The 19,123-nt window shown below is 69.7% G+C and carries 19 protein-coding genes; 12 read left to right on the top strand and 7 right to left on the bottom strand.

Features of this window, described 5'->3' with window-relative positions:
• Window positions 1–17: 17 nt before the first annotated feature.
• Window positions 18–446 carry a MarR family winged helix-turn-helix transcriptional regulator gene (locus ACFYUV_RS41530; RefSeq protein WP_387679240.1) on the top strand — a complete coding sequence of 143 codons (429 nt, stop codon included), beginning with the start codon at window positions 18–20 and terminating at the stop codon, window positions 444–446.
• Between the two features lie 12 nt (window positions 447–458).
• Here ACFYUV_RS41530 and ACFYUV_RS41525 read toward each other — a convergent pair whose 3' ends face one another.
• Window positions 459–620: a hypothetical protein gene (locus ACFYUV_RS41525; RefSeq protein ID WP_352322270.1), complete on the bottom strand. Its 162-nt coding sequence runs from the start codon at window positions 618–620 to the stop codon at window positions 459–461.
• A gap of 43 nt (window positions 621–663) precedes the next feature.
• Window positions 664–1,809 (bottom strand): acyl-CoA dehydrogenase family protein, encoded by a 1,146-nt coding sequence (locus ACFYUV_RS41520; RefSeq protein ID WP_387679237.1) that lies wholly within the window; start codon window positions 1,807–1,809, stop codon window positions 664–666.
• Between the two features lie 235 nt (window positions 1,810–2,044).
• Here ACFYUV_RS41520 and ACFYUV_RS41515 point away from each other — a divergent pair, with 235 nt between their 5' ends.
• The 6 genes from ACFYUV_RS41515 to ACFYUV_RS41490 all read left to right on the top strand — a co-directional run bounded on the left by ACFYUV_RS41515 (window position 2,045) and on the right by ACFYUV_RS41490 (window position 8,310).
• Complete coding sequence (locus tag ACFYUV_RS41515) at window positions 2,045–3,472, top strand: hypothetical protein (RefSeq protein WP_387679234.1); 1,428 nt, start codon at window positions 2,045–2,047, stop codon at window positions 3,470–3,472.
• A complete protein-coding gene (locus ACFYUV_RS41510) occupies window positions 3,472–4,251 on the top strand; it encodes a class F sortase (protein WP_352322264.1) in 780 nt (259 codons plus the stop codon). Before ACFYUV_RS41515 ends, ACFYUV_RS41510 begins: the two co-directional genes overlap by 1 nt.
• Before the next feature lie 133 nt (window positions 4,252–4,384).
• Window positions 4,385–5,671, top strand: a complete 1,287-nt coding sequence (locus ACFYUV_RS41505) for a hypothetical protein (protein ID WP_387679231.1) — start codon at window positions 4,385–4,387, stop codon at window positions 5,669–5,671.
• Between the two features lie 5 nt (window positions 5,672–5,676).
• Window positions 5,677–6,417, top strand: coding sequence for a class F sortase (locus ACFYUV_RS41500; protein WP_358289183.1), 741 nt, complete (start codon window positions 5,677–5,679; stop codon window positions 6,415–6,417).
• Between the two features lie 15 nt (window positions 6,418–6,432).
• The gene (locus tag ACFYUV_RS41495; protein ID WP_387679228.1) at window positions 6,433–7,092 is read left to right on the top strand and encodes a hypothetical protein; all 660 of its coding nucleotides are present in this window, start codon (window positions 6,433–6,435) and stop codon (window positions 7,090–7,092) included.
• Between the two features lie 72 nt (window positions 7,093–7,164).
• On the top strand, window positions 7,165–8,310 hold the full coding sequence (locus tag ACFYUV_RS41490) for an acetyl-CoA C-acetyltransferase (RefSeq protein WP_364388276.1): 1,146 nt from the start codon (window positions 7,165–7,167) through the stop codon (window positions 8,308–8,310).
• A 407-nt stretch (window positions 8,311–8,717) separates the two neighbouring features.
• On the opposite strand, the gene ACFYUV_RS41485 is transcribed toward ACFYUV_RS41490, so the two are convergent.
• The 4 genes from ACFYUV_RS41485 to ACFYUV_RS41470 all read right to left on the bottom strand — a co-directional run bounded on the left by ACFYUV_RS41485 (window position 8,718) and on the right by ACFYUV_RS41470 (window position 11,719).
• Window positions 8,718–9,308, bottom strand: a complete 591-nt coding sequence (locus ACFYUV_RS41485; protein WP_387679225.1) for a TetR/AcrR family transcriptional regulator — start codon at window positions 9,306–9,308, stop codon at window positions 8,718–8,720.
• On the bottom strand, window positions 9,305–9,736 hold the full coding sequence (locus tag ACFYUV_RS41480; protein WP_387679223.1) for a hypothetical protein: 432 nt from the start codon (window positions 9,734–9,736) through the stop codon (window positions 9,305–9,307). The genes ACFYUV_RS41485 and ACFYUV_RS41480 overlap by 4 nt, the downstream gene beginning before the upstream one ends.
• 20 nt (window positions 9,737–9,756) lie before the next feature.
• Entirely contained in the window at window positions 9,757–11,178 is a 1,422-nt protein-coding gene (locus ACFYUV_RS41475; protein ID WP_387679220.1) for a serine hydrolase domain-containing protein, read from the bottom strand.
• A 70-nt stretch (window positions 11,179–11,248) separates the two neighbouring features.
• Window positions 11,249–11,719, bottom strand: coding sequence for an Lrp/AsnC family transcriptional regulator (locus tag ACFYUV_RS41470; protein ID WP_387679217.1), 471 nt, complete (start codon window positions 11,717–11,719; stop codon window positions 11,249–11,251).
• 80 nt (window positions 11,720–11,799) lie between these two features.
• On the opposite strand from ACFYUV_RS41470, the gene ACFYUV_RS41465 reads away from it, so the two are divergent.
• The 5 genes from ACFYUV_RS41465 to ACFYUV_RS41445 all read left to right on the top strand — a co-directional run bounded on the left by ACFYUV_RS41465 (window position 11,800) and on the right by ACFYUV_RS41445 (window position 18,257).
• Window positions 11,800–13,074, top strand: coding sequence for an APC family permease (locus ACFYUV_RS41465; RefSeq protein WP_387679214.1), 1,275 nt, complete (start codon window positions 11,800–11,802; stop codon window positions 13,072–13,074).
• A complete protein-coding gene (locus ACFYUV_RS41460; protein ID WP_387679211.1) occupies window positions 13,067–14,938 on the top strand; it encodes an acyl-CoA dehydrogenase family protein in 1,872 nt (623 codons plus the stop codon). Before ACFYUV_RS41465 ends, ACFYUV_RS41460 begins: the two co-directional genes overlap by 8 nt.
• 208 nt (window positions 14,939–15,146) lie before the next feature.
• Window positions 15,147–16,415, top strand: a complete 1,269-nt coding sequence (locus ACFYUV_RS41455) for an extracellular solute-binding protein (protein WP_387679208.1) — start codon at window positions 15,147–15,149, stop codon at window positions 16,413–16,415.
• A 73-nt stretch (window positions 16,416–16,488) separates the two neighbouring features.
• Window positions 16,489–17,373: a carbohydrate ABC transporter permease gene (locus tag ACFYUV_RS41450; RefSeq protein ID WP_387679205.1), complete on the top strand. Its 885-nt coding sequence runs from the start codon at window positions 16,489–16,491 to the stop codon at window positions 17,371–17,373.
• On the top strand, window positions 17,373–18,257 hold the full coding sequence (locus ACFYUV_RS41445) for a carbohydrate ABC transporter permease (protein WP_358289153.1): 885 nt from the start codon (window positions 17,373–17,375) through the stop codon (window positions 18,255–18,257). The genes ACFYUV_RS41450 and ACFYUV_RS41445 overlap by 1 nt, the downstream gene beginning before the upstream one ends.
• 55 nt (window positions 18,258–18,312) lie before the next feature.
• Here ACFYUV_RS41445 and ACFYUV_RS41440 read toward each other — a convergent pair whose 3' ends face one another.
• The gene (locus tag ACFYUV_RS41440) at window positions 18,313–19,050 is read right to left on the bottom strand and encodes a methyltransferase domain-containing protein (protein WP_352330011.1); all 738 of its coding nucleotides are present in this window, start codon (window positions 19,048–19,050) and stop codon (window positions 18,313–18,315) included.
• Window positions 19,051–19,123: the final 73 nt, after the last annotated feature.

Raw genomic sequence — 19,123 nt, 5'->3', positions numbered from 1 at the left:
TGTACAATAGCAACTATATGTATGAAGACAAGGAAATTGCCGCGATCGAGCGGGCGATGGTCGCGATCAGGCGCAGGCAGAGCAGGCGGGCGCTGGCCCGGCAGCACGGCGCGGCGGGCCCCGAGTTCGAGGTGCTCGACGTGATCGAGGCCGCCGGCGGGTGGCTCACCGTGTCGGCGGTCGCCGAGGCGCTCAACGTCGACCAGCCGCGGGCGAGCCGGCTCGTGACGGCCGCCGTGACGGCGGGGCTGGTACGGCGGGAGGCCGACCAGGCCGACGGGCGGCGGGCGTGGCTGGTGCTGACCGACGCGGGCGCCGCCGCGCTCACCCAGGCCCGGCAGGCCCGGCAGGCGGCCTTCGCGTCGGCCACGGCCGGCTGGTCGGCGGCCGAGCGGGCCGAGTTCGCCCGGCTGCTGACCCGGTTCGTGCAGGGGATGCCGGGGTGAGCCTTACCGGCCTCAGCGCATCGTCTGGCCCCAGACGAGCAGCATGGCGATGATGAACACGATCATCACGCCCGCGTAGCCGACGGGGCCGAGCCGGAAGGCCCTGCGCACGCGGTTGAGCCCCCAGGCGAACAGTAACGCCAGGAAAACGAGGAGGATCAGGCCGCCGTCCATGCTGACAGTATGCGGCGCGGCCCGGCCGGGCGCGCGCCCGCCGTCAGAATCCGAAGGACCGGCCGATGATCTCCTTCATGATCTCGGTGGTGCCGCCGTAGATGGTCTGGACGCGGCTGTCCAGCCACGCCTTGGCGACCGGGTACTCCATCATGTAGCCGTAGCCGCCGTGGAGCTGGAGGCAGCGGTCGATGACCTTGTTCTGCAGCTCGGTGGTCCACCACTTGGCCTTGGCGGCGTCCACGACGGTGAGCTGCCGGGCGTTGAGCGCCAGGATGCACTTGTCCACGTAGTGGCGGGCGATCTCCGTCTCGGTCGCCAGCTCGGCCAGGACGAACCGGGTGTTCTGGAACGAGCCGATGTTGCGGCCGAACGCCTGGCGGGTCTTGCAGTACTCGATCGTCTGCTCCAGCACCGTCTCCGCTGCGGCCACCGCCGCCACGGCGATCGACAGGCGTTCCTGGGGCAGGTTGTTCATCAGGTGGAAGAAGCCCTCGCCCTCGTTCGGGCCGAGGCGGTTGGCGACGGGCACGCGCACGTTCTCGAAGAACAGCTCGGCAGTGTCCTGGGCCTTCATGCCCACCTTGTCCAGGTTCCGGCCGCGGTTGAAGCCCTCCATGCCGCGCTCGACCACGATCAGCGTCGTTCCCCTGGCCCCCGCCTCGGGGTCGGTCTTGGCGACCACGACCACGAGGTCGGCGTTGACGCCGTTCGTGATGAACGTCTTCTGGCCGTTGACCACGTAGTGGTCGCCCTCGCGGACGGCGGTGGTCCTGATGCCCTGCAGGTCGCTGCCGGCGCCGGGCTCGGTCATCGCGATCGCGGTGATGAGCTCGCCGGAGGCGAAGCCGGGCAGCCAGCGCTGCTTCTGCTCGTCGTCGGTGAGCTCGACGACGTACGGGGCCATGACGTCGTTGTGCAGCGAGAAGCCCAGGCCGGAGGCGCCGGTCCTGATGATCTCCTCGACGATCACCGCGTTGTAGCGGAAGTCGGTGATGCCGGATCCGCCGTACTCCTCGGGGACGCCGAAGCCGAACATGCCGATCTCGCCGGCCTTCTTCCAGACCTCGCGGGGCACGATGCCGTCCTTCTCCCACTGGCCGTGGTGCGGCACGACCTCGCGGGCCATGAACTCGCGCACGGTTTCCCTGAAGAGCAGGTGCTCCTCGTCGAAGAGGTCTCGCTGCATCGATTCGCCTCCCAGCAGGTGTCGTGCACGACAGAATACGATTCTGTTACCCGGAGGTATACCCGCTTTCGCGGCAGGGGAGACGGCGGGGGGCCCGGCAGGCGACCCGGCAGGGGACACGGCAGGGGACACGGCTTCATCACAAGTGCTGGAACTTGGGGGAAACCGCCTGCGTTGCGGGTGTTTTCGACTCTAAGATCTACCCTCGGTCTATTTGTGATGATCGGAGTGTCCCGTGAGTCGGTGGCGCAAGTCGTTGCTCGCCGCGTCGATCGCATCGGTGGCGGCCGTCGGGGTCGTCGCGTTGCCCGGCGTCCCGGCCTCGGCCGCACCGGCCGACCTGGACGTGCAGTACGAATGCGTTCCCTCCGGCGCCGACAGCATCGTGCGGCACGCACCGGTACGCCTGAACACCCATCTCACCTTCGCCACCGACCTGGTGGTCGGCGACCCGCTCAACTTCACCTGGAAGCTCGACTACGCCGACCACGGACGGCTCCAGTCGCCCGGCTACTTCGCTCCGGGCGCCAACGTGCACGCCACCGGCAACGTCGAGCTGAGCAGCAGCTGGCAGGGCATCCTGCAGCCGAAGGGCTCGGTCGAGCAGAAGGGCAAGCTGCGCCCCGACGGCGAACTGTCGCTGCCCGAGTCCCTGAACGACCCCGGCCTGATCGACAAGGTCGGGAACATCAAGGTCACGCCGAAGGACATCGAGCTCGACTTCACCCCGCCGGACGGCACGGTCGTCGCCAACGACGGCAACGAGACCGACAACCCGACCGACATGAAGGTCACCTACGGCCCCGGCTGGACCTCGATCGACGACCGTCCGGGCTCCGAGAACCACGTGCACAACGACCTGCACGAGACCAACGACCTCGGCGCCTGGGCCGAGCTGAGCTTCACCGGCACCGGCGTGGAGTACATCGGGCCGCACGACAAGGACGCCGGCCCGGTGGACATCTACATCGACGGCGGCAAGGTGGCCACGGAGGACCCCTCGCGCTCCGACGACGACCTGCCCGTCAACGACGACCTCGACGGCGGCTTCACGATCTGGAAGTCGCCGGAGCTGAAGTACGGCAAGCACACCATCAGGATCGTGAACGCCTCCAGCAAGCCTGCCTGGCTCGACGCGTTCAAGGTGTCCACCAACACCGCCAAGATCCCGACGGGCTACCACGGCGCGAAGTGCAAGCTCGTCGGCGGGCCGGTCTCGGTGACGGTGACCGTACGGGAGAAGTCGGGACCGACGATCACGCAGACCCCCACCAACACGCCGACGAACACCCCCACCAACACGCCGACGAACACGCCGACGAACACTCCCACCAACACGGGCACGTCCACGGCGACCAGCACCCCCACGCGGAACCACTCGCGGCCCACGCCGAGCAGCGGGCTCGGGCACGTGGTCGTGGTGCCGGCGGTCACGGGGACGAGCACGGCCACGCCCACCGCGACCGGCCCGACGGCGACCACGTACGTCAGGGCGCAGGTGGCCAAGGTCCCCAAGGGCGGGGTGGACACCGGTGAGGCGCCCGACGAGCCGGACCGGCCGTACGGGCTGATGGCCAGTGGGGCGATGTTGCTCATGGGCAGCGCGGGCGGCGGGCTCGCTCTGCGCCGCCGCAGGGCCGCGCACGCGGGAGGAACGAAGTGATGGCCGAGCAGAAGACTCCGATGCAGCGGGCGATGCCCGGACTGCTGATCGCCGGTTCGCTGGCCGGCGTCGGCGCGATCATGGTGGGCCTGCTCTCCGTGGCGCCCAAGGTGGACGACGGCTCCGGCACGCTGGCCGCCGCCGACCGGCCGACCGCCGTGCAGATCGAGAACGCGGGCGCGTTCGTGCTGCCCGCGACCGTGGGACCGGGCGGCAAGGGCGCGACGCTGACCCCGGCCCGGCCGGACGCGCCGCCGCCGCTGGCCGCGGCCCCGACCGTGCCGCCGATCCCCAAGGCCAGGACGAAGGCCGCCAAGGCCAAGGCGAAGCCCAGCCGGATCAAGATCCCCAAGATCAAGGTGAACGCCCCCATCGGCGGTGTCACCGTGGACATCAAGGGCAACCTGGGCACTCCGCCGCTGACCCGGCCCAACCAGACCGGCTGGTACCGCTTCTCGCCGGTGCCCGGCGAGCTCGGGCCCGCGATCATCAACGGCCACGTCAGCACCCGCAAGGGCCCCGCCGTCTTCGATCGTCTGCGTGAGCTGGCCAAGGGCGACCAGATCTACGTGTACCGGTCGGACGGGAAGGTCACCCGGTTCACGGTGAGCGGGATCGAGCAGGTCAGCAAGTCGGCGTTCCCGACGTCCCGGGTGTACGGGAACACCAAGGACTCGCAGCTCCGGCTGATCACGTGTGGCGGCGTCTTCAACAAGGAGGCGCACAGCTACACGGACAACATCGTGGTGTACGCGACGTTGTCGAAGAAGAAGGGCTGATGGGGTTTTTGGGGCGGATTTTGGGTTTTACGGGAAGTTGACAGGGACAGTTCGTAGGATCTCAACCGAACCGTGACCATCGGCTGGAATTCTGGCACGACTGTTGACACTGCGCTGAAACGGAGATGGACCCGTGCTTACGTCCCAGGCGTGGCGCCGCCTCGCCCACAAGACCTCCGCCTTGGGATTGATGGGCACACTCGCCGCCTTCTCCGGCTCGCTGGTCGGTCTCTCCTCGCCGGCCCAGGCCGCGGCCCCGAAGCAGTTCAGCTACACGTGCGTCGGAGGGCCGTTCACCTTTGGAGCCACTCCGCTCAGCGTGACGCTCACTGGTCCCGAATCGGTCACAGCAGGCGGTAGCTTCGACCTGTCGGTTGGCATTCCGGCGTTGACACAGACAACTCCGGCCACGCAAGCCACGTATGTGCAGGCCACGGTCGCGCTGACGCCGACCGGTGGGTCAGTCACTGACCCTGGTGCGAAGCAGGGAGCGGCTGTCGCGGCGAACAACGCTGCCATTCCTGCGGGCGAAGTGAAGTACAAGGTGTCTGTGGGCGCCACCACGACGGGCAAGGTGAGCATCAAGCCCGGAGAGATCCGTCTCGGGCTCCTGTCCAGCCCGAGCAGCGTGGCGACCTGCACTCCCTCCTCCACCGCCGAGGTCCTCGACATCCCCATCGGGACTGGCGGTGGCGCCGGGACCGACGTGGTCTCCTACAACTGCAAGCTCCCCAGCGGGACGGACGCCCTATACCCCGCCACTGTCGACATCAAGGTCGCGATGACGACGCCCACCAATGCCAAGGCCAACGAGGATGCCTCCATCACCTGGACAGGCACCATCGAGACCACGAATGACCCGCTCACCGCGCCCACCGGGTTCCCCGTGAGCAGCAAGCTCTTCGCCACCATCAAGGCGACCGGCGCAGGCGCGCCCGCCACCGCCACCGGCGAGGCGACCCTGACCGGCGCCGTGGCCGGTCAGGACATCACGCAGCTTCCCAGCGTCACCATCAAGATCAAGCCCACAGCGGCCGGCACTGTGCAACTGACGCCGGGGGATCTGGCTCTGGGCACCTCCTCGACTGCCCCTGCGATCAAGTGCGAGCCCCCCACGACCGGGCTCAAGACCTTCAGCTTCCAGGTGGCCGCGGGCTCGGGAACGAGCCCCACGCCGACGCCCACGCCGACCCCCACGCCCACGCCGACCCCCACCCCCAAGCCGACCAAGACCAGCACCGCGACCGTGACCGTCACCCCGCCGGACAAGTCCAAGACGCCCAAGGCGGGGGCCGACACCGGGGCCGGGGGTATGGCGGGGCCTGACGGGCGGCTGTTCGTGCTGACCGGCGCCGTTCTGATCGCGGCCGCGGCGGCCGGTGGGCTGGTGCTGCGCCGGCGTACCGCCGGCAGGGGCTGAGCGGCGTGGCCGGGCAGTATCCGTACGGCGGCCCGCCACCGCGGGACCGGGGGAGCACCGCGCTCAGGACCGTGCTGATCGGCGCGGCCATCGCCGGGGTCGTCACGGTCGTGGCGGGCATGCTGATGGTGCTGCAGTCGCCCGAGGAGTACGGCATGGACAGGGACGCCCTGCCCGTGGCCGTGCAGACGCAGGCGTCCGGCCAGCCGCAGCAGGCGTTGTTCCAGGCCCCGCCGGACCAGCCGCCGCCGCTGCCGGAGATCACGCCGGCGCCGCCGATGCTGCCCTCGACGCCGATCCGGATCGTGATCAAGCGGCTCGGCGTCAACGCGCCGATCAAGTCCGTGGGGCTGGCCAAGGACGGGACGATCGAGGTGCCGCCGTCCGACAATCCCAACCTGGTCGGGTGGTACCGGAACATGTCCACGCCGGGCCAGGAGGGTCCGGCGGTGCTGCTCGGTCACAAGGACACCCGCACGCGCAGCGCCGTGTTCAGCCGCCTCGGCGAGCTCAAGCACGGCGACACCATCGAGGTCAAGCGCCAGGACAAGACGACCGCCGTGTTCACCGTCGGCGGCGTGGAGCAGGCGAGCAAGAAGACGTTCCCGACCGAGCGCGTCTACGGGAGCCGGGAGAACGCCCAGCTCCACCTCATCACCTGCGGTGGTGCCTACGATCGCACCATCGGCCACTACAACGACAACATCATCGTCTACGCGACGATGACGAGCTCCTATCGAAGCTGATTGGCGGAGGCGGGCATGGGCTGGCTGGCGAAGCGGAAACTGCGTACTGGCCCGACGGCGGCCCTGCCCGCCAGACCGGACCCCGCCGAATTGTTGCGGATCGTCCGGCTGGCCGACCCGGACGCCCGGCGTGAGGGCGACGACATCGTGGCGGCCGACGTGCGGGTGTACGCGCCGGTCGAGGCCGACGCCGAGCTGACCGGCGGGGTGCTGGAGAAGGCGTGGGCCTGCCGGGTCACCGCCGAGGGGCCGCTGCCGTTCGACTTCTTCGACCGCTACCTGGCCGAGGGGCTGGCCTTCCGGCTCAAGGGGCTCGCGGTGTGCCGGGGCGAGGTGAGCGATCCGGCCGACGGCGAGGAGGGCGGTCCCGCCGTCATCCTGCCGGTACGCCCGTCCGCCGACGAGCTGGCGCCGCTGCTGGAGCAGGGTGAGGACGAGTTCACGTACACGTCGGGCGACATCCGGGCCGCGCTCGTGCCGCAGAAGGGGCAGCCGCCGGCGGTGCGGGAGCTGCTGCCGTTCGCCACCGAGCTGACCGCGATCGAGCTGCGCGGCGAGGAGCCCGTCAAGCTCGGAAGCCTGGCGCTGGAGCTGGCAGAATCGCTGAACGGCCTGGTGGTGGACCGGTGGCGGTTCAGGATCGACGCCGCGGAGGACCTTCTGGCCCCGGAGTGACGAGCCACAGAACGTCGTTCTGTTGTAGTCTCTCCTCAATAACCGAATAATGCTCGGTTTCCAGGAGGCACTGTGGCAGAGGCGTACATCGTCGGAGCGGTCCGTACCCCGGTCGGCAAGAAGAAGGGCGGGCTTTCCACCGTCCATCCCACCGACCTGGCCGCCCACACGCTGAAGGCGCTCATCGACCGCACCGGCGTCGATCCGGCGGCGGTCGAGGACGTCATCATGGGGTGCGTCATGCAGTTCGGCCCCCAGAGCATGGACATCGCGCGAAACGCCTGGCTGTCGGCGGGTCTGCCCGAGACGACGGCCGGCGTCACGATCGACCGGCAGTGCGGGTCGTCCCAGCAGTCGATCCACTTCGCCGCCCAGGGCGTCCTGTCGGGCACCCAGGACCTGGTGGTGGCTGCGGGCGTGGAGTCGATGAGCATCGTCCCGATGGGCGCGTCGATCACCGCCGCGCTGGAGAAGGGCATGCCGTTCCCGTTCGGCGACAAGTGGGTCGAACGCTACGGCAAGCAGGAGATCTCGCAGTTCCGCGGCGCCGAGCTGATGTGCGAGAAGTGGGGCCTCCAGCGCGACGTGCTGGAGCAGTTCGCCTACGAGTCCCACCAGCGGGCCGCCAAGGCCGTCGCGAACGGCTACTTCAAGGACCAGATCGCCCCGATCAACGGCGTCGAGGACGACGAGGGCCCGCGGCCCGACACGACGCTGGAGAAGATGGCCGGGCTCAAGACCCTCAAGGAGGGCGGCCGGATCACCGCCGCCACCTCCTCGCAGATCTCCGACGGCTCCGGCGCCGTGCTGATCGCCTCCGAGCAGGCCGTGCGCGAGCACAACCTGACCCCGCGGGCCCGCATCCACCAGCTCGCGCTCATGGGCGACGACCCGGTCTACATGCTGACCGCGCCGATCCCGGCCACGCAGCGGGCGCTGCGCAAGGCGGGCATGTCGATCGACGAGATCGACGTCGTGGAGATCAACGAGGCGTTCGCCCCGGTGCCGCTGGCCTGGATCAAGGAGCTGGACGCCGACCCGGCCAAGGTCAACCCCAACGGCGGCGCCATCGCGCTCGGCCACCCGCTGGGCGGCACGGGAGCGATCCTGATGACCAAGCTGCTGCACGAGCTGGAGCGCACAGGCGGCCGCTACGGTCTGCAGACGATGTGCGAGGGCGGCGGCCAGGCCAACGTCACCATCATCGAGCGGCTCTAGCGGAACCGGACCGGAAAAGGGTGAGCGCCGCCTCCCGGGCGTAAGAGGGGAGGCGGCGCTCGCTGACTACCATCCCGGTAGTTGTCTAGCGGCCCTTGGGCGGGATGATCCGCCGGGGCGGCACGACCGGGCGCTGCGGCATCTTGGGCAGTTGCCGGGGCGGCACGGGCGTGGCGGTCTTCTTCTTGGCTGAGCGAACTCGCATGCGAAGCTCCTTTACGCGAACTCAGGACGCGGCTCGGTGAGGGCCGGGCGTCGACGAGCACAGCGTGGCCGCGTCTGTCGGACGATGGACTGAGGTGGCTGCTGTCACAGGTAAAGGCGCATGTCCGACAAGCTACGGCCTGTCCGTGACGCCGGGCAACCGAATTAACGCGGCGCCGGGAGCTGCTGCACGAGCAACTGAATTATCGCGGCGCCGCGAGCTGCTGCTCGAAGCCCGACACCATGGCCCGCAGGCCCGCGTCGAACCACTGGTCGTAGAAGCGCAGCGCGTCGGGGTCGTGGGTCTCGGCGGTCGAGCCGACCTGGGCCAGGGCGTGACCGAGCACGTAGACGGCCACCGACTGCACCGCGTTGACGGTGTCGCCGGACGGCACCCCCGCCGCATCGAAGCGGGCCAGCAGGCCGGAGATCAGCTCGGTGCCGAGCCGTACGTCCACCGGATGGGTGGCCAGCAGCGGGACGGCGCGCGGGTGGGCGAGCAGGAAGCGGCGGTAGGCCACGGCGAACCCGGTCAGCGCCCGCGGCCAGTCGGGGACCGGCGTGTAACCGGCCATGGCCGCGGTGAACAGCCGGTCGACGACCAGGGACACGAGCGCGTCCCGGTTGGGGACGTGGCGGTAGAGCGACATGGCGGCCACTCCGAGGTCGGCGCCCAGGCGGCGCATGGTCAGCGCGTCGGGGCCCTCGGCGTCGAGGATGCCGACGGCCGCGGCGACGATGCGCTCGACGGTGAGCACGGCCGGACGCCCCGCCCGCCTGGGTGCCTGAGTCATGCGGTCAGCGTAACGACGATCGTGGCCGCCAGCATGAGCAGGGACAGCACGCCCACCACCATGTGCTGGACGTCGATGACCACGTCGTGGCCCGCGGTGGGCAGGACCTTCCAGGTGCGACTGTACTCGCGCCGGTAGAGCTCGCGCTGCTCGGCCGTGGCCGGGCCGAAGTAGGGCAGCCACCAGCTCCGCACGTGCCCGGCCACGACCAGGACGCACAGGACGGTCGCGGCGATGAGCGACCACGTGCGGTGCAGCGCGATGCCGGCCGCGATGAGCAGCGGGAACGGGTAGTTGATCGCGGCGGCCAGGGCCCGGCCTCTGACGTTCGCGCCGTTGAGGTCGTTGAGCGGGAACATGGGCACCCAGTCGGTGAGGACGAGCCAGGCGAGCCACACGAGCGGGACGGTGACGGCGACCGCGATCATCGGGTACTCCTCGAATTTGCTTACTTGGTAAGCTTACACAGTACACAAATTCGGACGACGGCGGTCGAGAGCCCGGCGAGAGCCGCGGCGAGCAGGGTGATCGACAACGACGCCGGGAAGTAGGTGAGCTGCTCCCAGGTCACGTACCGCCCGTTGAGCAGCACGGAGACCCAGTTCGGATAGAGCGCGAACAGCAGGACCGGCAGCAGCACCGGCACCAGCCGCAGGGCGATCCGCCACCACGGCCGCCCCGACCGCCGGGACGCCCACCGCCGCGCCCGCAGCACGCCCATGACCCCGAGGCCGGCCGCCACGACGGCGAGCAGCCCCAGCACCAGGTCGTAGAGCTGCCGGTCGCCGCCCAGGGCCGCCGGCGCGCGGCCCTCGCTCATCGCGGCCAGGCCCCGCATGATGTCGTAGGTCGGGTCGTAGAGCGAGGCGCCGTTGGTCATGACGGCGAAGCCGTAGCCGGTCTTCGGCGAGACGGCCTCGACGGCGTTGTAGGTGAACAGGTTGCCGGAGTGCACCAGCAGGCCGGACTCCTCCTCCAGGCTCCAGCCCATGCCGTAGCCGTGCACGCCGGGCTTGTGCATGGTCTCCAGGCTCTGCTGCTTGACCAGCGGGCGGCCGGCGTCGTTCTGGGCGATCAGCCACTTGCCCATGTCCGCGGCGGTCGTGATGACCGCGCCCGAGCCGCTGCCGTCGAGGAACCCGGACGCCTCCGGCCGGGGCAGCCACATGCCGTAGACCGAGACGAATCCGTCCGCCGGTCGGACGGCCTGGGCGCTCACGGCGCTGCCGGTCATGCCGAGCGGGCCGAAGACGCGGTCCTTCATGTAGGCGTCGAACGGGCGGCCGCTCGCGGTCTCGACCAGGCGGGCGGCCAGGTCGTAGTTGACGTTGCAGTAGGCGTACCGGCTGCCCGGGTCGGCGGCCAGGCGGCCCTCGGCCAGGCGGGCGGTGTAGTCGGCCAGCGAGCTCGCGGACTCCAGGTCGCCGATGTCCAGCGAGCTGTCGGACAGCCCGGAGGTCTGGTTCAGCAACTGGCGCACGGTGATCCTGGTGTGCCGCGGGTCGGCCATCCGGAAACCGGGCAGCTGCCCGGCCACCGGCTCGTCCAGCGCGATCTTCCCCTGCTCCACCAGGGTCATCACGGCCATCGCGGTGAACGACTTGCTCACCGAGGCCACCCGCATCGGCGTGGCCGCGGTGACCGGACGCCCATCGGAGTCCTCGCCGTAGCCGGCGGCGTGCACGACCTTGTCGCCGCGGGTCACCACGACGGACAGACCCGGCACGCCGGTGGCCTCCAGCGCCTCGCGCAGGTAGGCGTCCACGGCGGCGGGGGTCGGCTCGGCGGGGGCCGAGGCGAGGGCCGGGGCCGCGGCGGGGGTGAGGGTCAGGGCCGCGGCCAGCCCGGCGAGGGCGATCTTCAAGCTCATGCAGGCAAACGTACGGAGAACGCCCCCACCGCCGAATCTGCCGACGGTCTAGTGGCACCCCCGACGAAAGTCAGGTCTCCGTGGCGGACGGCAGCCGTTCCGGCACCGCGTCGTGCACCTGCTGGAAGATCACCGAGGTGCGGAAGCCGACGATCTCCTTGCGCTTGCTGAGCCGGTCGAGCAGGAAGGAGTGGAGGTGGTCGAGGTCCTGGACGGCGACGTGCAGCAGGAAGTCGTCGCCGCCGGCCAGCACGAACACGCTCAGCACCTCGGGCAGCTCGGCGGCCGACTGCTTGAAGGCGTTGATCACGGCCCGGCTCAGCGGACGGACCTGGACCGAGACCATCGCCTGCGTGCTCCGGTTGAGCGCGGCGGGGTCGATGTCGGCGTGGTAGCCGCGGATCACGCCGCGCCGGGTGAGCGCCCTGACCCGTTCCAGGCAGGTCGAGGGGGCGATGCCGAGCCGGCGGGCCAGCTCCCGGTTGGACTGCCGCGCATCCGTTTGGAGCAGGCGGATGATCGCCGAATCAAGTTCGTCCATGACGCGATTCTGCTCCTTTCTCCGATCGAACGTTCGGTGGAGCCGGGTTGAGGCCGAACGATCGGGCTACTTTCGCGGACATGACTGAACAGGGCCGGATGGGTGCGGTGCAGGGCGCGGCGTTGCTGGTGGGCGCGGTGCTGGGGCCGGGGATGCTGGTGCTGCCGCAGCTGGCCGCCGCGGCGGCGGGGCCGGCCTCCGTGCTGGCCTGGGCGGGGCTGCTCGCGCTGAGCGTGCCGGTGGCGCTGACGTTCGCGGCGCTCGGCGTCCGGCATCCCGGCGGGGGCGGAGTGGCGAGCTTCGCGGGGCTGGCCTTCGGGCCGCGGGCCGCCGCCGTGGTCGGCTGGTGGTTCTACGGGGCCGTGCCGGTCGGGACCGTGGCGGGCGCGCTCGTGGGCGGCCGGTACGTCGAGGCGTGCCTGGGCGTGGACGGCACCCTGGCCGGCGTGCTGATCCTGGCCGCGGCGTTCGCCGCCAACGCCGCCGGGCTGCGTACCTCGGGGCGGTTGCAGCTCGTCTCCGTCGCGCTGCTCGTCGCCCTGCTGGCCGTCGCCGTGGTCACCGCCGCGCCGCGGGCCGATCTCGACCACTTCACCCCCTTCGCCCCGTACGGGCTCGCCGGGGTGGCCGGCGCGGCCGGGGTGCTCATGTTCGCCTTCGTGGGCTGGGAGGCGGCCAGCCACCTGTCGGCCGAGTTCGCCGTAGGGAGACGCGGGAGGCGCGGGAGGCGCGGGAGGCACGGCCTGACCAGGGCCACCGTGGTCACCCTCGTCGTGGTCGGCCTGCTGTACCTGGGCGTCAGCGTCACCTCGGTCGGCGTGCTCGGCGCGGACATGCCGGGCGTGCCGCTGAGCGCGCTGCTGGAGGCCGGCCTCGGGGGAGTGGCGCGGCCGGTGACCGGGGTGCTGGCGGTGCTGCTGACGTTCGGGGCGGTCAACACGTACCTGGCGGGGGCGGCGCGGCTGGGGGTGGCGCTGGCCAGGGACGGGGCCATGCCCGCCTGGCTCGCCGGGGGACGCTCGCCGTACCGGAGCCTCGGGGCGCTGGCCGTGCTGACGGTGCCGGTCGTGGTGTGGGCGGTGGACCTGGACCTGCTGATGCGGGCCACCTCGGCGTGCCTGGCGGCCGTCACGGCGGCGGGCGTGGCGGCGGCGGTGCGGGTGCTGCCCGCCGGACGGCTGCGGGTCACCGCCGTCGTGGCGACCGGCATGTCGGCGGTCGCGCTGGCGTGCTGTGGAGCCTTCCTGGCGGTGCCGGCCGTGCTGGCCGTCGTCGCGCTGGGCGTGCTTAAAGCGCTCAGGCGGGCAGTACTCCCAGCACATGACGGCGCACCGTCGGGAGGGTGCCATGACTGAGCAGACCACGTACGCGGAGAGCAGGCAGGTCGGCGAGCAGGCCAGGGAGCGGGAATGGAGGCTCCCCAGCTTCGCCAAGCAGCTGTTCCTCGGCGATCTCCGGCTGGACCTGGTGCATCCGGCGCCCGGGCTGCCGGCCGAGGCCGCCGAGCGGGGCGAGGAGTTCGTCCGGGCGGTGCGGCGCTTCCTGGAGACCCAGGTCGACCCGGCCCTCATCGAGCGCACCGCGCAGGTGCCGGACGAGGTGGTCAAGGGCCTGGCCGCCCTCGGGGCGTTCGGCATCACGATCGGCACCGAGTACGGCGGCCTGGGCCTGCCCTACCTGTACTACTGCCGCACCCTCACGCTGGTCGGCTCCTACTGCCCCGCCCTGGCCACGCTGCTGTCGGCGCACCAGTCGATCGGCGTGCCGCAGCCGCTCAAGCAGTTCGGCACCGAGGAGCAGAAGCGGGAGTTCCTGCCCCGGTGCGCGGCCGGCGAGATCTCGGCCTTCCTGCTCACCGAGCCGGACGTGGGCTCCGACCCCGCCCGCCTGTCCACGACCGCCGTGCGCGACGGCGACGACTACGTGCTGAACGGCGTCAAGCTCTGGACGACGAACGGCGTCGTCGCCGACCTGCTGGTGGTCATGGCCAGGACCGGCGAGAAGATCAGCGCGTTCGTGGTCGAGGGGAACAGTCCGGGCATCACGGTCAGGCGTCGCAACAGCTTCATGGGCCTGCGCGGCATCGAGAACGGCGTCACCGAGTTCTCCCAGGTCAGGGTGCCGGCCAAGAACCTGATCGGGAAGGAGGGCCAAGGGCTGCGGATCGCGCTCACCACCCTCAACACCGGCCGCCTGTCCCTCCCGGCGACCTGCGCGGGCAGCGTCAAGTGGGCCGTGAAGATCGCCCGCGAGTGGGGCAACGCCCGCGAGCAGTGGGGTCGCAAGGTCGGCCGGCACGAGGCCGTGGCGACCAAGATCGCCTTCATCGCGGCCACCGCGTACGCGCTGGAGGCCGTCAGCGAGCTCACCGCCCGCCTGGCCGACGACCGGCGCAACGACATCAGGATCGAGGCCGCCCTCGCCAAGCTGTACGCCACCGAGCTGTCGTACCGGGCGCTGGACGAACTGGTCCAGATCAGAGGCGGCCGTGGCTACGAGACCGCCGAGTCGCTGGCCGCCCGCGGCGAGCGCGGCGTGCCCGCCGAGCAGATGCTGCGCGACGCCCGCATCAACCGCATCTTCGAGGGCTCCTCCGAGATCATGCACCTGATGATCACCCGCGAGGCCGTGGACGCGCACCTGACCGCGGCCGGCGAGCTCATCAACCCCGAGGCGTCCCCCCAGGAACGTGCCCGCGCACTCGGCCGGGCGAGCCGCTTCTACGCCGGGTGGCTGCCGACCCTGGTGGCCGGCTCGGGCAGCCTGCCCACGGGCTACACCGTCTTCGGCCCGCTGGCCCAGCACCTGCGGTTCGTGGAGCGGACCAGCAGGAAGCTGGCCCGGTCCACCTTCTACGGCATGTCCCGGTGGCAGGGGAGGCTGGAGCACAAGCAGTCCTTCCTCGGGCGGATCGTCGACATCGGGGCCGAGCTGTTCGCCATGACGGCCGTCTGCGTGAAGGCCGAGGAGGACGCCGACGACCTCGGGCGCAGGCCGTACGAGCTGGCCGACACCTTCTGCCGCCAGGCCCGGCGCCGCGTCCGCACGCTGTTCGACGAGCTCTGGGACAACAGCGACGAGCAGGACGCGCGCCTGGCCCGGTACGTGCTCGACGGCCGCTACGAGTTCCTGGAGGAGGGCATCCTCGACCCGTCCATTGAGGGCCCGTGGATCGGCACACCGGACGGCGGCGAGAACGTGCGGAGAAAGATCCTGTGACGCCCGGTCTAGACCGGTTGTGAGCTTTTTCTGCCCTGAGTGTTTTCAAACCGATACCAGCCGGTATAGACCGGCTGCTGAACACGGGCTTACTCTGGCGCAAACGCGTTGAGCTGTGGCTCTCGCACCCCTCATCCCTTTGGACGGGGTCAGGTGGCTGGTACGGACCAGCGACCCGTCCGACGAGAAGGCGGTATCACCAGTGAACATGAAGCTTGTGGGCGGCGCCGCTCTCGGCCTTGCCACGATGCTGGTCCTGTCCAGCTGCGGCTCCGACGGCGGTTCGGGTGGCGGCGGGAACAACACCCAGGCCTCGGGCGGCGGCCAGGTCACCCTCAAGATGGTCGCCGCCGACTACGGCGACGGCCCCGGCAAGCCGAACTCGGGCGAGACGTTCTGGAAGGGCGTCGTGGACGAGTTCCAGGCGGCCAACCCCAACATCAAGGTCGACGTCCAGGTCATCAACTGGAACGACATCGACAAGCAGGTCGCCACCATGGTCCAGAACGGACAGGTGCCCGACATCCTGCAGACCGGCGACTACTCCGGCTTCGTCAAGGACGGCCTGCTCTACAAGGTCGACGAGGTCCTGTCCCCGAACGTCTCCGGCGACATGCTGCAGAAGTTCGCCGACTTCGGCAAGGTGGACGGCACCGGCTACGGCATCCCGTTCGTCTCCTCCGCCCGCGCGCTGTTCTACAACAAGGACCTGTTCACCAAGGCCGGCATCGCCGAGCCGCCCAAGACCTGGGACGAGCTCAAGGCCGCCGCCGAGAAGCTGAAGAAGGCCGGCGTGAGCCAGCCGTTCGGTCTCCCGCTGGGCCAGGAAGAAGCCCAGGGCGAGTCGTTCCTGTGGATGCTGGGCAACGGCGGCGGCTACAAGGACGCCTCCGGCAAGTGGGCCATCAACTCCCCGCAGAACGTCGAGACCTTCACCTACATGAAGGGCCTGGTCGACGCCGGCCTCACCACCCCGAACCCGGGCACCAAGGACCGCAAGACGGTCTGGGAGGACTTCGGCGCGGGCAAGGTCGGCATGGTCAACGGCGGACCCATGTCCATCCCGATCTTCGACGCGGCCGGCCTGAAGAACTACGGCGTCACGGCGATCCCCGGCAAGTCCGGCCCGCTCGACACCACCCTCGGCGTCATGGACTGGATCATGGCGTTCAACAAGAACGGCCACGCCGCCGAGATCAAGAAGTTCTTCGACTTCTTCTACACCGGCAACGCGGCGCAGAAGATCTCCGACACCTACAAGCTGCTGCCCGTCACCAACGGCGGCATCCAGAAGCTGTCGGGTGACGAGAAGCTCAAGCCGTTCCTCGACGCGCTGCCCAACGCCAGCTTCTACCCGTTCCAGGACCCGAAGTGGGCCGAGGTGAACCCGGCGATCAAGCAGACCATCGGCGGCGCCGTCAAGGACGACCCGGCCAAGGTCCTCGGCGAGCTGCAGAAGACCGCCGAAGCCAGCTGATCCAGCGGGTGTCTGTGGAGCCGGCGCGCGGGTCGCGTCCCCGCGCCGGCTCCACCGTCATGGAAGGTTCCTCATGAGAAGGTTGCGCGCCCTCGAACCCCTGGCCTGGATCGGGCCGGCCGTGGTGCTGATCGCGCTGGTCGTGCTCTGGCCCGTGATCGAGATGATCCGGTCGTCGTTCCTCAAGATCAGCCGGTTCGGAGTGGTCCAGGGAAACAACTTCCCGGACAACTACACGAAGCTGTTCGGTGAGAAGGACTTCGCCGACATCATGATCCGCAGCGTGATCTGGGTGGTCGCGGTCGTCGCGCTCACCGTGCTGATCTCGCTCGCCCTCGCCCAGCTGTTCAACCAGCGCTTCCCCGGCCGCAAGATCGCCCGCTGGGCGCTCATCGCGCCCTGGGCGGCCTCGGTGCTGATGACGGCGATCATCTTCAAGTGGATGCTCGACCCCGAGGTCGGCGTGATCAACCAGATCAGGGTCAAGCTCGGGTTCATCGACGCGATGGGCGGCGCCTCCGCCGACCAGCTCGGCGACGCCTCCAGCGCGATGCCGTGGCTGGTGTTCGTGGCGGTCTTCGTCTCGGTGCCGTTCACGACGTACGCGCTGCTGGCCGGGCTCGCGACCATCCCCGCCGACGTCTACGAGGCGGCCAAGATGGACGGCGCCACCAAGCTCAGGACGTACTGGTCGATCACGCTGCCGCTGCTGCGCCCCGCGCTCACCGTCGCCGCGCTGATCAACGTGATGAACGTCTTCAACAGCTTCCCGATCATCTGGGCGATGACCCACGGCCAGCCGGGCTACTCGACGGCCACCTCGACCATCCTCATGTTCATCCTCAAGGGCTCGAACATCGGTGAGTCGGCCGCGATGTCCGTCGTGAACTTCGGCATGGTGATCGTGCTGACCGCGATCTTCCTGAAGGTGTCGCGCTGGAACAAGGAGGTGGCGTGATGGCCGTGCAGACCATGTCCAAGGCCGGTACGCGCCACCAGCCCGGCCACCGCGGACGGGCGCAGCGCCGCATGCCCAGGCTCAAGACCGTGATCGTGGCGGCCGCGGCCTACCTCGTCGCGTTCGTCTTCCTGTTCCCGTACCTCGTCATGCTGCTGACCTCGCTGCGGTCGCAGGACTCGCTGCGCGAGGTGACGTTCTGGCCCGACGAGTGGGTGTGGTCGAACCTCGCCAACTTCTGGACCAGCGGCCTGGCCGGGAACCTGTGGGTGACGCTCAAGGTCGCCGGCGGCTCGACGATCCTGGTGCTGCTCGTGGCGCTGCCGGCCGCGTACTACTCGGCCCGGCACAAGTTCCGGGGGCGCACGGCGTTCCTGATCCTGGTGCTGATCACCCAGATGTTCCAGCCCACGGCCATGCTCGTCGGCATCTACCGCGAGTTCTACCAGTTCGGCCTGGTGGACTCGATCTGGTCGCTGATCCTGGTCAACGGCGGGTTCAACCTGGCGTTCGCGGTGTGGATCCTGAACGCCTACTTCGCCTCGATCCCGCGTGAGCTGGAGGAGGCCGCCTTCATCGACGGCAACGGCCGCTTCGGCGCGCTGTTCCGGATCACGCTGCCGCTGGCCATGCCGGGCGTGATCACCGCGCTGATCTTCACGTTCATCGCGGCGTGGAACGAGTTCGTGGTCGCCCTGACCCTGACCACGACCCCGGCCAACCAGCCGCTCACGGTCGCGCTGAACTCGTTCATCGGCCAGTACCAGGTGGACTGGCAGAACCTCTTCGCGGGCTCGGTGATCGCCACCATCCCGGTGATCATCCTGTTCGCGCTGATCGAGCGGAAGGTCGTCGGCGGACTGACCGCCGGCTCGATCAAGTAGAAGACGTCCGGCCGCCACCAACCCACCGGGTGGCGGCCGGGCCCACTGCTGCGGGCTACTTCTGCGGGACGCGGGCCACGCAGAACACCGTCTGGCCGAACGGCGGGGTGATGAAGCGCTCGATCAGCCGCGTGGCCGGGACCACCGTGCGGTCGTAGATCTTGACCAGGCGCGGGTCGGGGTAGCCCACGCCGCCCCGCCGGACCGCCGCCCACCAGGCGATGCCGCCCAGGAAGTTGATCGGCTTGAGCACGTCGATGTCGAGCCCCGCCCTGGCCACCGTGGCGCGCAGGGTCTTCGGCGTGTAGCGCTGGACGTGCCCGACCTTGCGGTCGAAGTCTCCGTAGAGCTGCATGTAGCCGGGCACCCAGATGATGATCCGGCCGCCGGGCAGCGTGACGCGGGCCAGCGAGCGCAGCGCCTCGGCGTCGTCCTCGATGTGCTCCAGCACGTTCATCATGACGACGGTGTCGACCTTGTCCTTCAGCGGGATCTCGGTCGGCAGGCCGAACTGCAGGACGTCGATGTCGTCGCGGCCCTCGAAGCGCTTCTCCAGCTGCTCGACGCAGTAGGGGTCGAAGTCGCTGACGACCAGGCGGTCGAGCCGCGGCAGGAACTGCTCGGCGAAGTGGCCCAGCCCGGAGCCGATCTCCAGCATCGAACGGCCGACGTGCGGGGCGACCATGTCGAACTCGTACTGCCGATAGTTCTTGGCCTCGTCCCCACCCAGGTGGTTCTCCAGGGCCTCGTCACCGGCCGCCGGTTGCACTACACGGTCATACCCAGAAGACATAGTCCCGTTCCTTTGAGGGGCAGACGGATTGCACGAGTCTAATGCCCCTGAGGATGACCTGATGCGTGAAACA

The sequence above is a fragment of the Nonomuraea sp. NPDC003560 genome, from assembly GCF_042878785.1.
Taxonomy (GTDB): Bacteria; Actinomycetota; Actinomycetes; order Streptosporangiales; family Streptosporangiaceae; genus Nonomuraea.
The sequence above is the reverse complement of the archived record's forward strand: the minus strand, read 5'-3'. Positions and strand labels throughout refer to the sequence as shown.

Excerpts from the sequence above, each read along its gene's own strand:
- ACFYUV_RS41480 (WP_387679223.1), bottom strand. The coding sequence starts at position 9,736 with ATGATCGCGGTCGCCGTCACCGTCCCGCTCGTGTGGCTCGCCTGGCTC.
- ACFYUV_RS41525 (WP_352322270.1), bottom strand. The coding sequence starts at position 620 with ATGGACGGCGGCCTGATCCTCCTCGTTTTCCTGGCGTTACTGTTCGCC.
- ACFYUV_RS41485 (WP_387679225.1), bottom strand. The coding sequence starts at position 9,308 with ATGACTCAGGCACCCAGGCGGGCGGGGCGTCCGGCCGTGCTCACCGTC.
- ACFYUV_RS41460 (WP_387679211.1), top strand. The coding sequence starts at position 13,067 with ATGACTGAGCAGACCACGTACGCGGAGAGCAGGCAGGTCGGCGAGCAG.
- ACFYUV_RS41510 (WP_352322264.1), top strand. The coding sequence starts at position 3,472 with ATGGCCGAGCAGAAGACTCCGATGCAGCGGGCGATGCCCGGACTGCTG.
- ACFYUV_RS41455 (WP_387679208.1), top strand. The coding sequence starts at position 15,147 with ATGAAGCTTGTGGGCGGCGCCGCTCTCGGCCTTGCCACGATGCTGGTC.
- ACFYUV_RS41495 (WP_387679228.1), top strand. The coding sequence starts at position 6,433 with ATGGGCTGGCTGGCGAAGCGGAAACTGCGTACTGGCCCGACGGCGGCC.
- ACFYUV_RS41445 (WP_358289153.1), top strand. The coding sequence starts at position 17,373 with ATGGCCGTGCAGACCATGTCCAAGGCCGGTACGCGCCACCAGCCCGGC.
- ACFYUV_RS41440 (WP_352330011.1), bottom strand. The coding sequence starts at position 19,050 with ATGTCTTCTGGGTATGACCGTGTAGTGCAACCGGCGGCCGGTGACGAG.
- ACFYUV_RS41450 (WP_387679205.1), top strand. The coding sequence starts at position 16,489 with ATGAGAAGGTTGCGCGCCCTCGAACCCCTGGCCTGGATCGGGCCGGCC.
- ACFYUV_RS41465 (WP_387679214.1), top strand. The coding sequence starts at position 11,800 with ATGACTGAACAGGGCCGGATGGGTGCGGTGCAGGGCGCGGCGTTGCTG.
- ACFYUV_RS41530 (WP_387679240.1), top strand. The coding sequence starts at position 18 with ATGTATGAAGACAAGGAAATTGCCGCGATCGAGCGGGCGATGGTCGCG.
- ACFYUV_RS41520 (WP_387679237.1), bottom strand. The coding sequence starts at position 1,809 with ATGCAGCGAGACCTCTTCGACGAGGAGCACCTGCTCTTCAGGGAAACC.
- ACFYUV_RS41470 (WP_387679217.1), bottom strand. The coding sequence starts at position 11,719 with ATGGACGAACTTGATTCGGCGATCATCCGCCTGCTCCAAACGGATGCG.
- ACFYUV_RS41475 (WP_387679220.1), bottom strand. The coding sequence starts at position 11,178 with ATGAGCTTGAAGATCGCCCTCGCCGGGCTGGCCGCGGCCCTGACCCTC.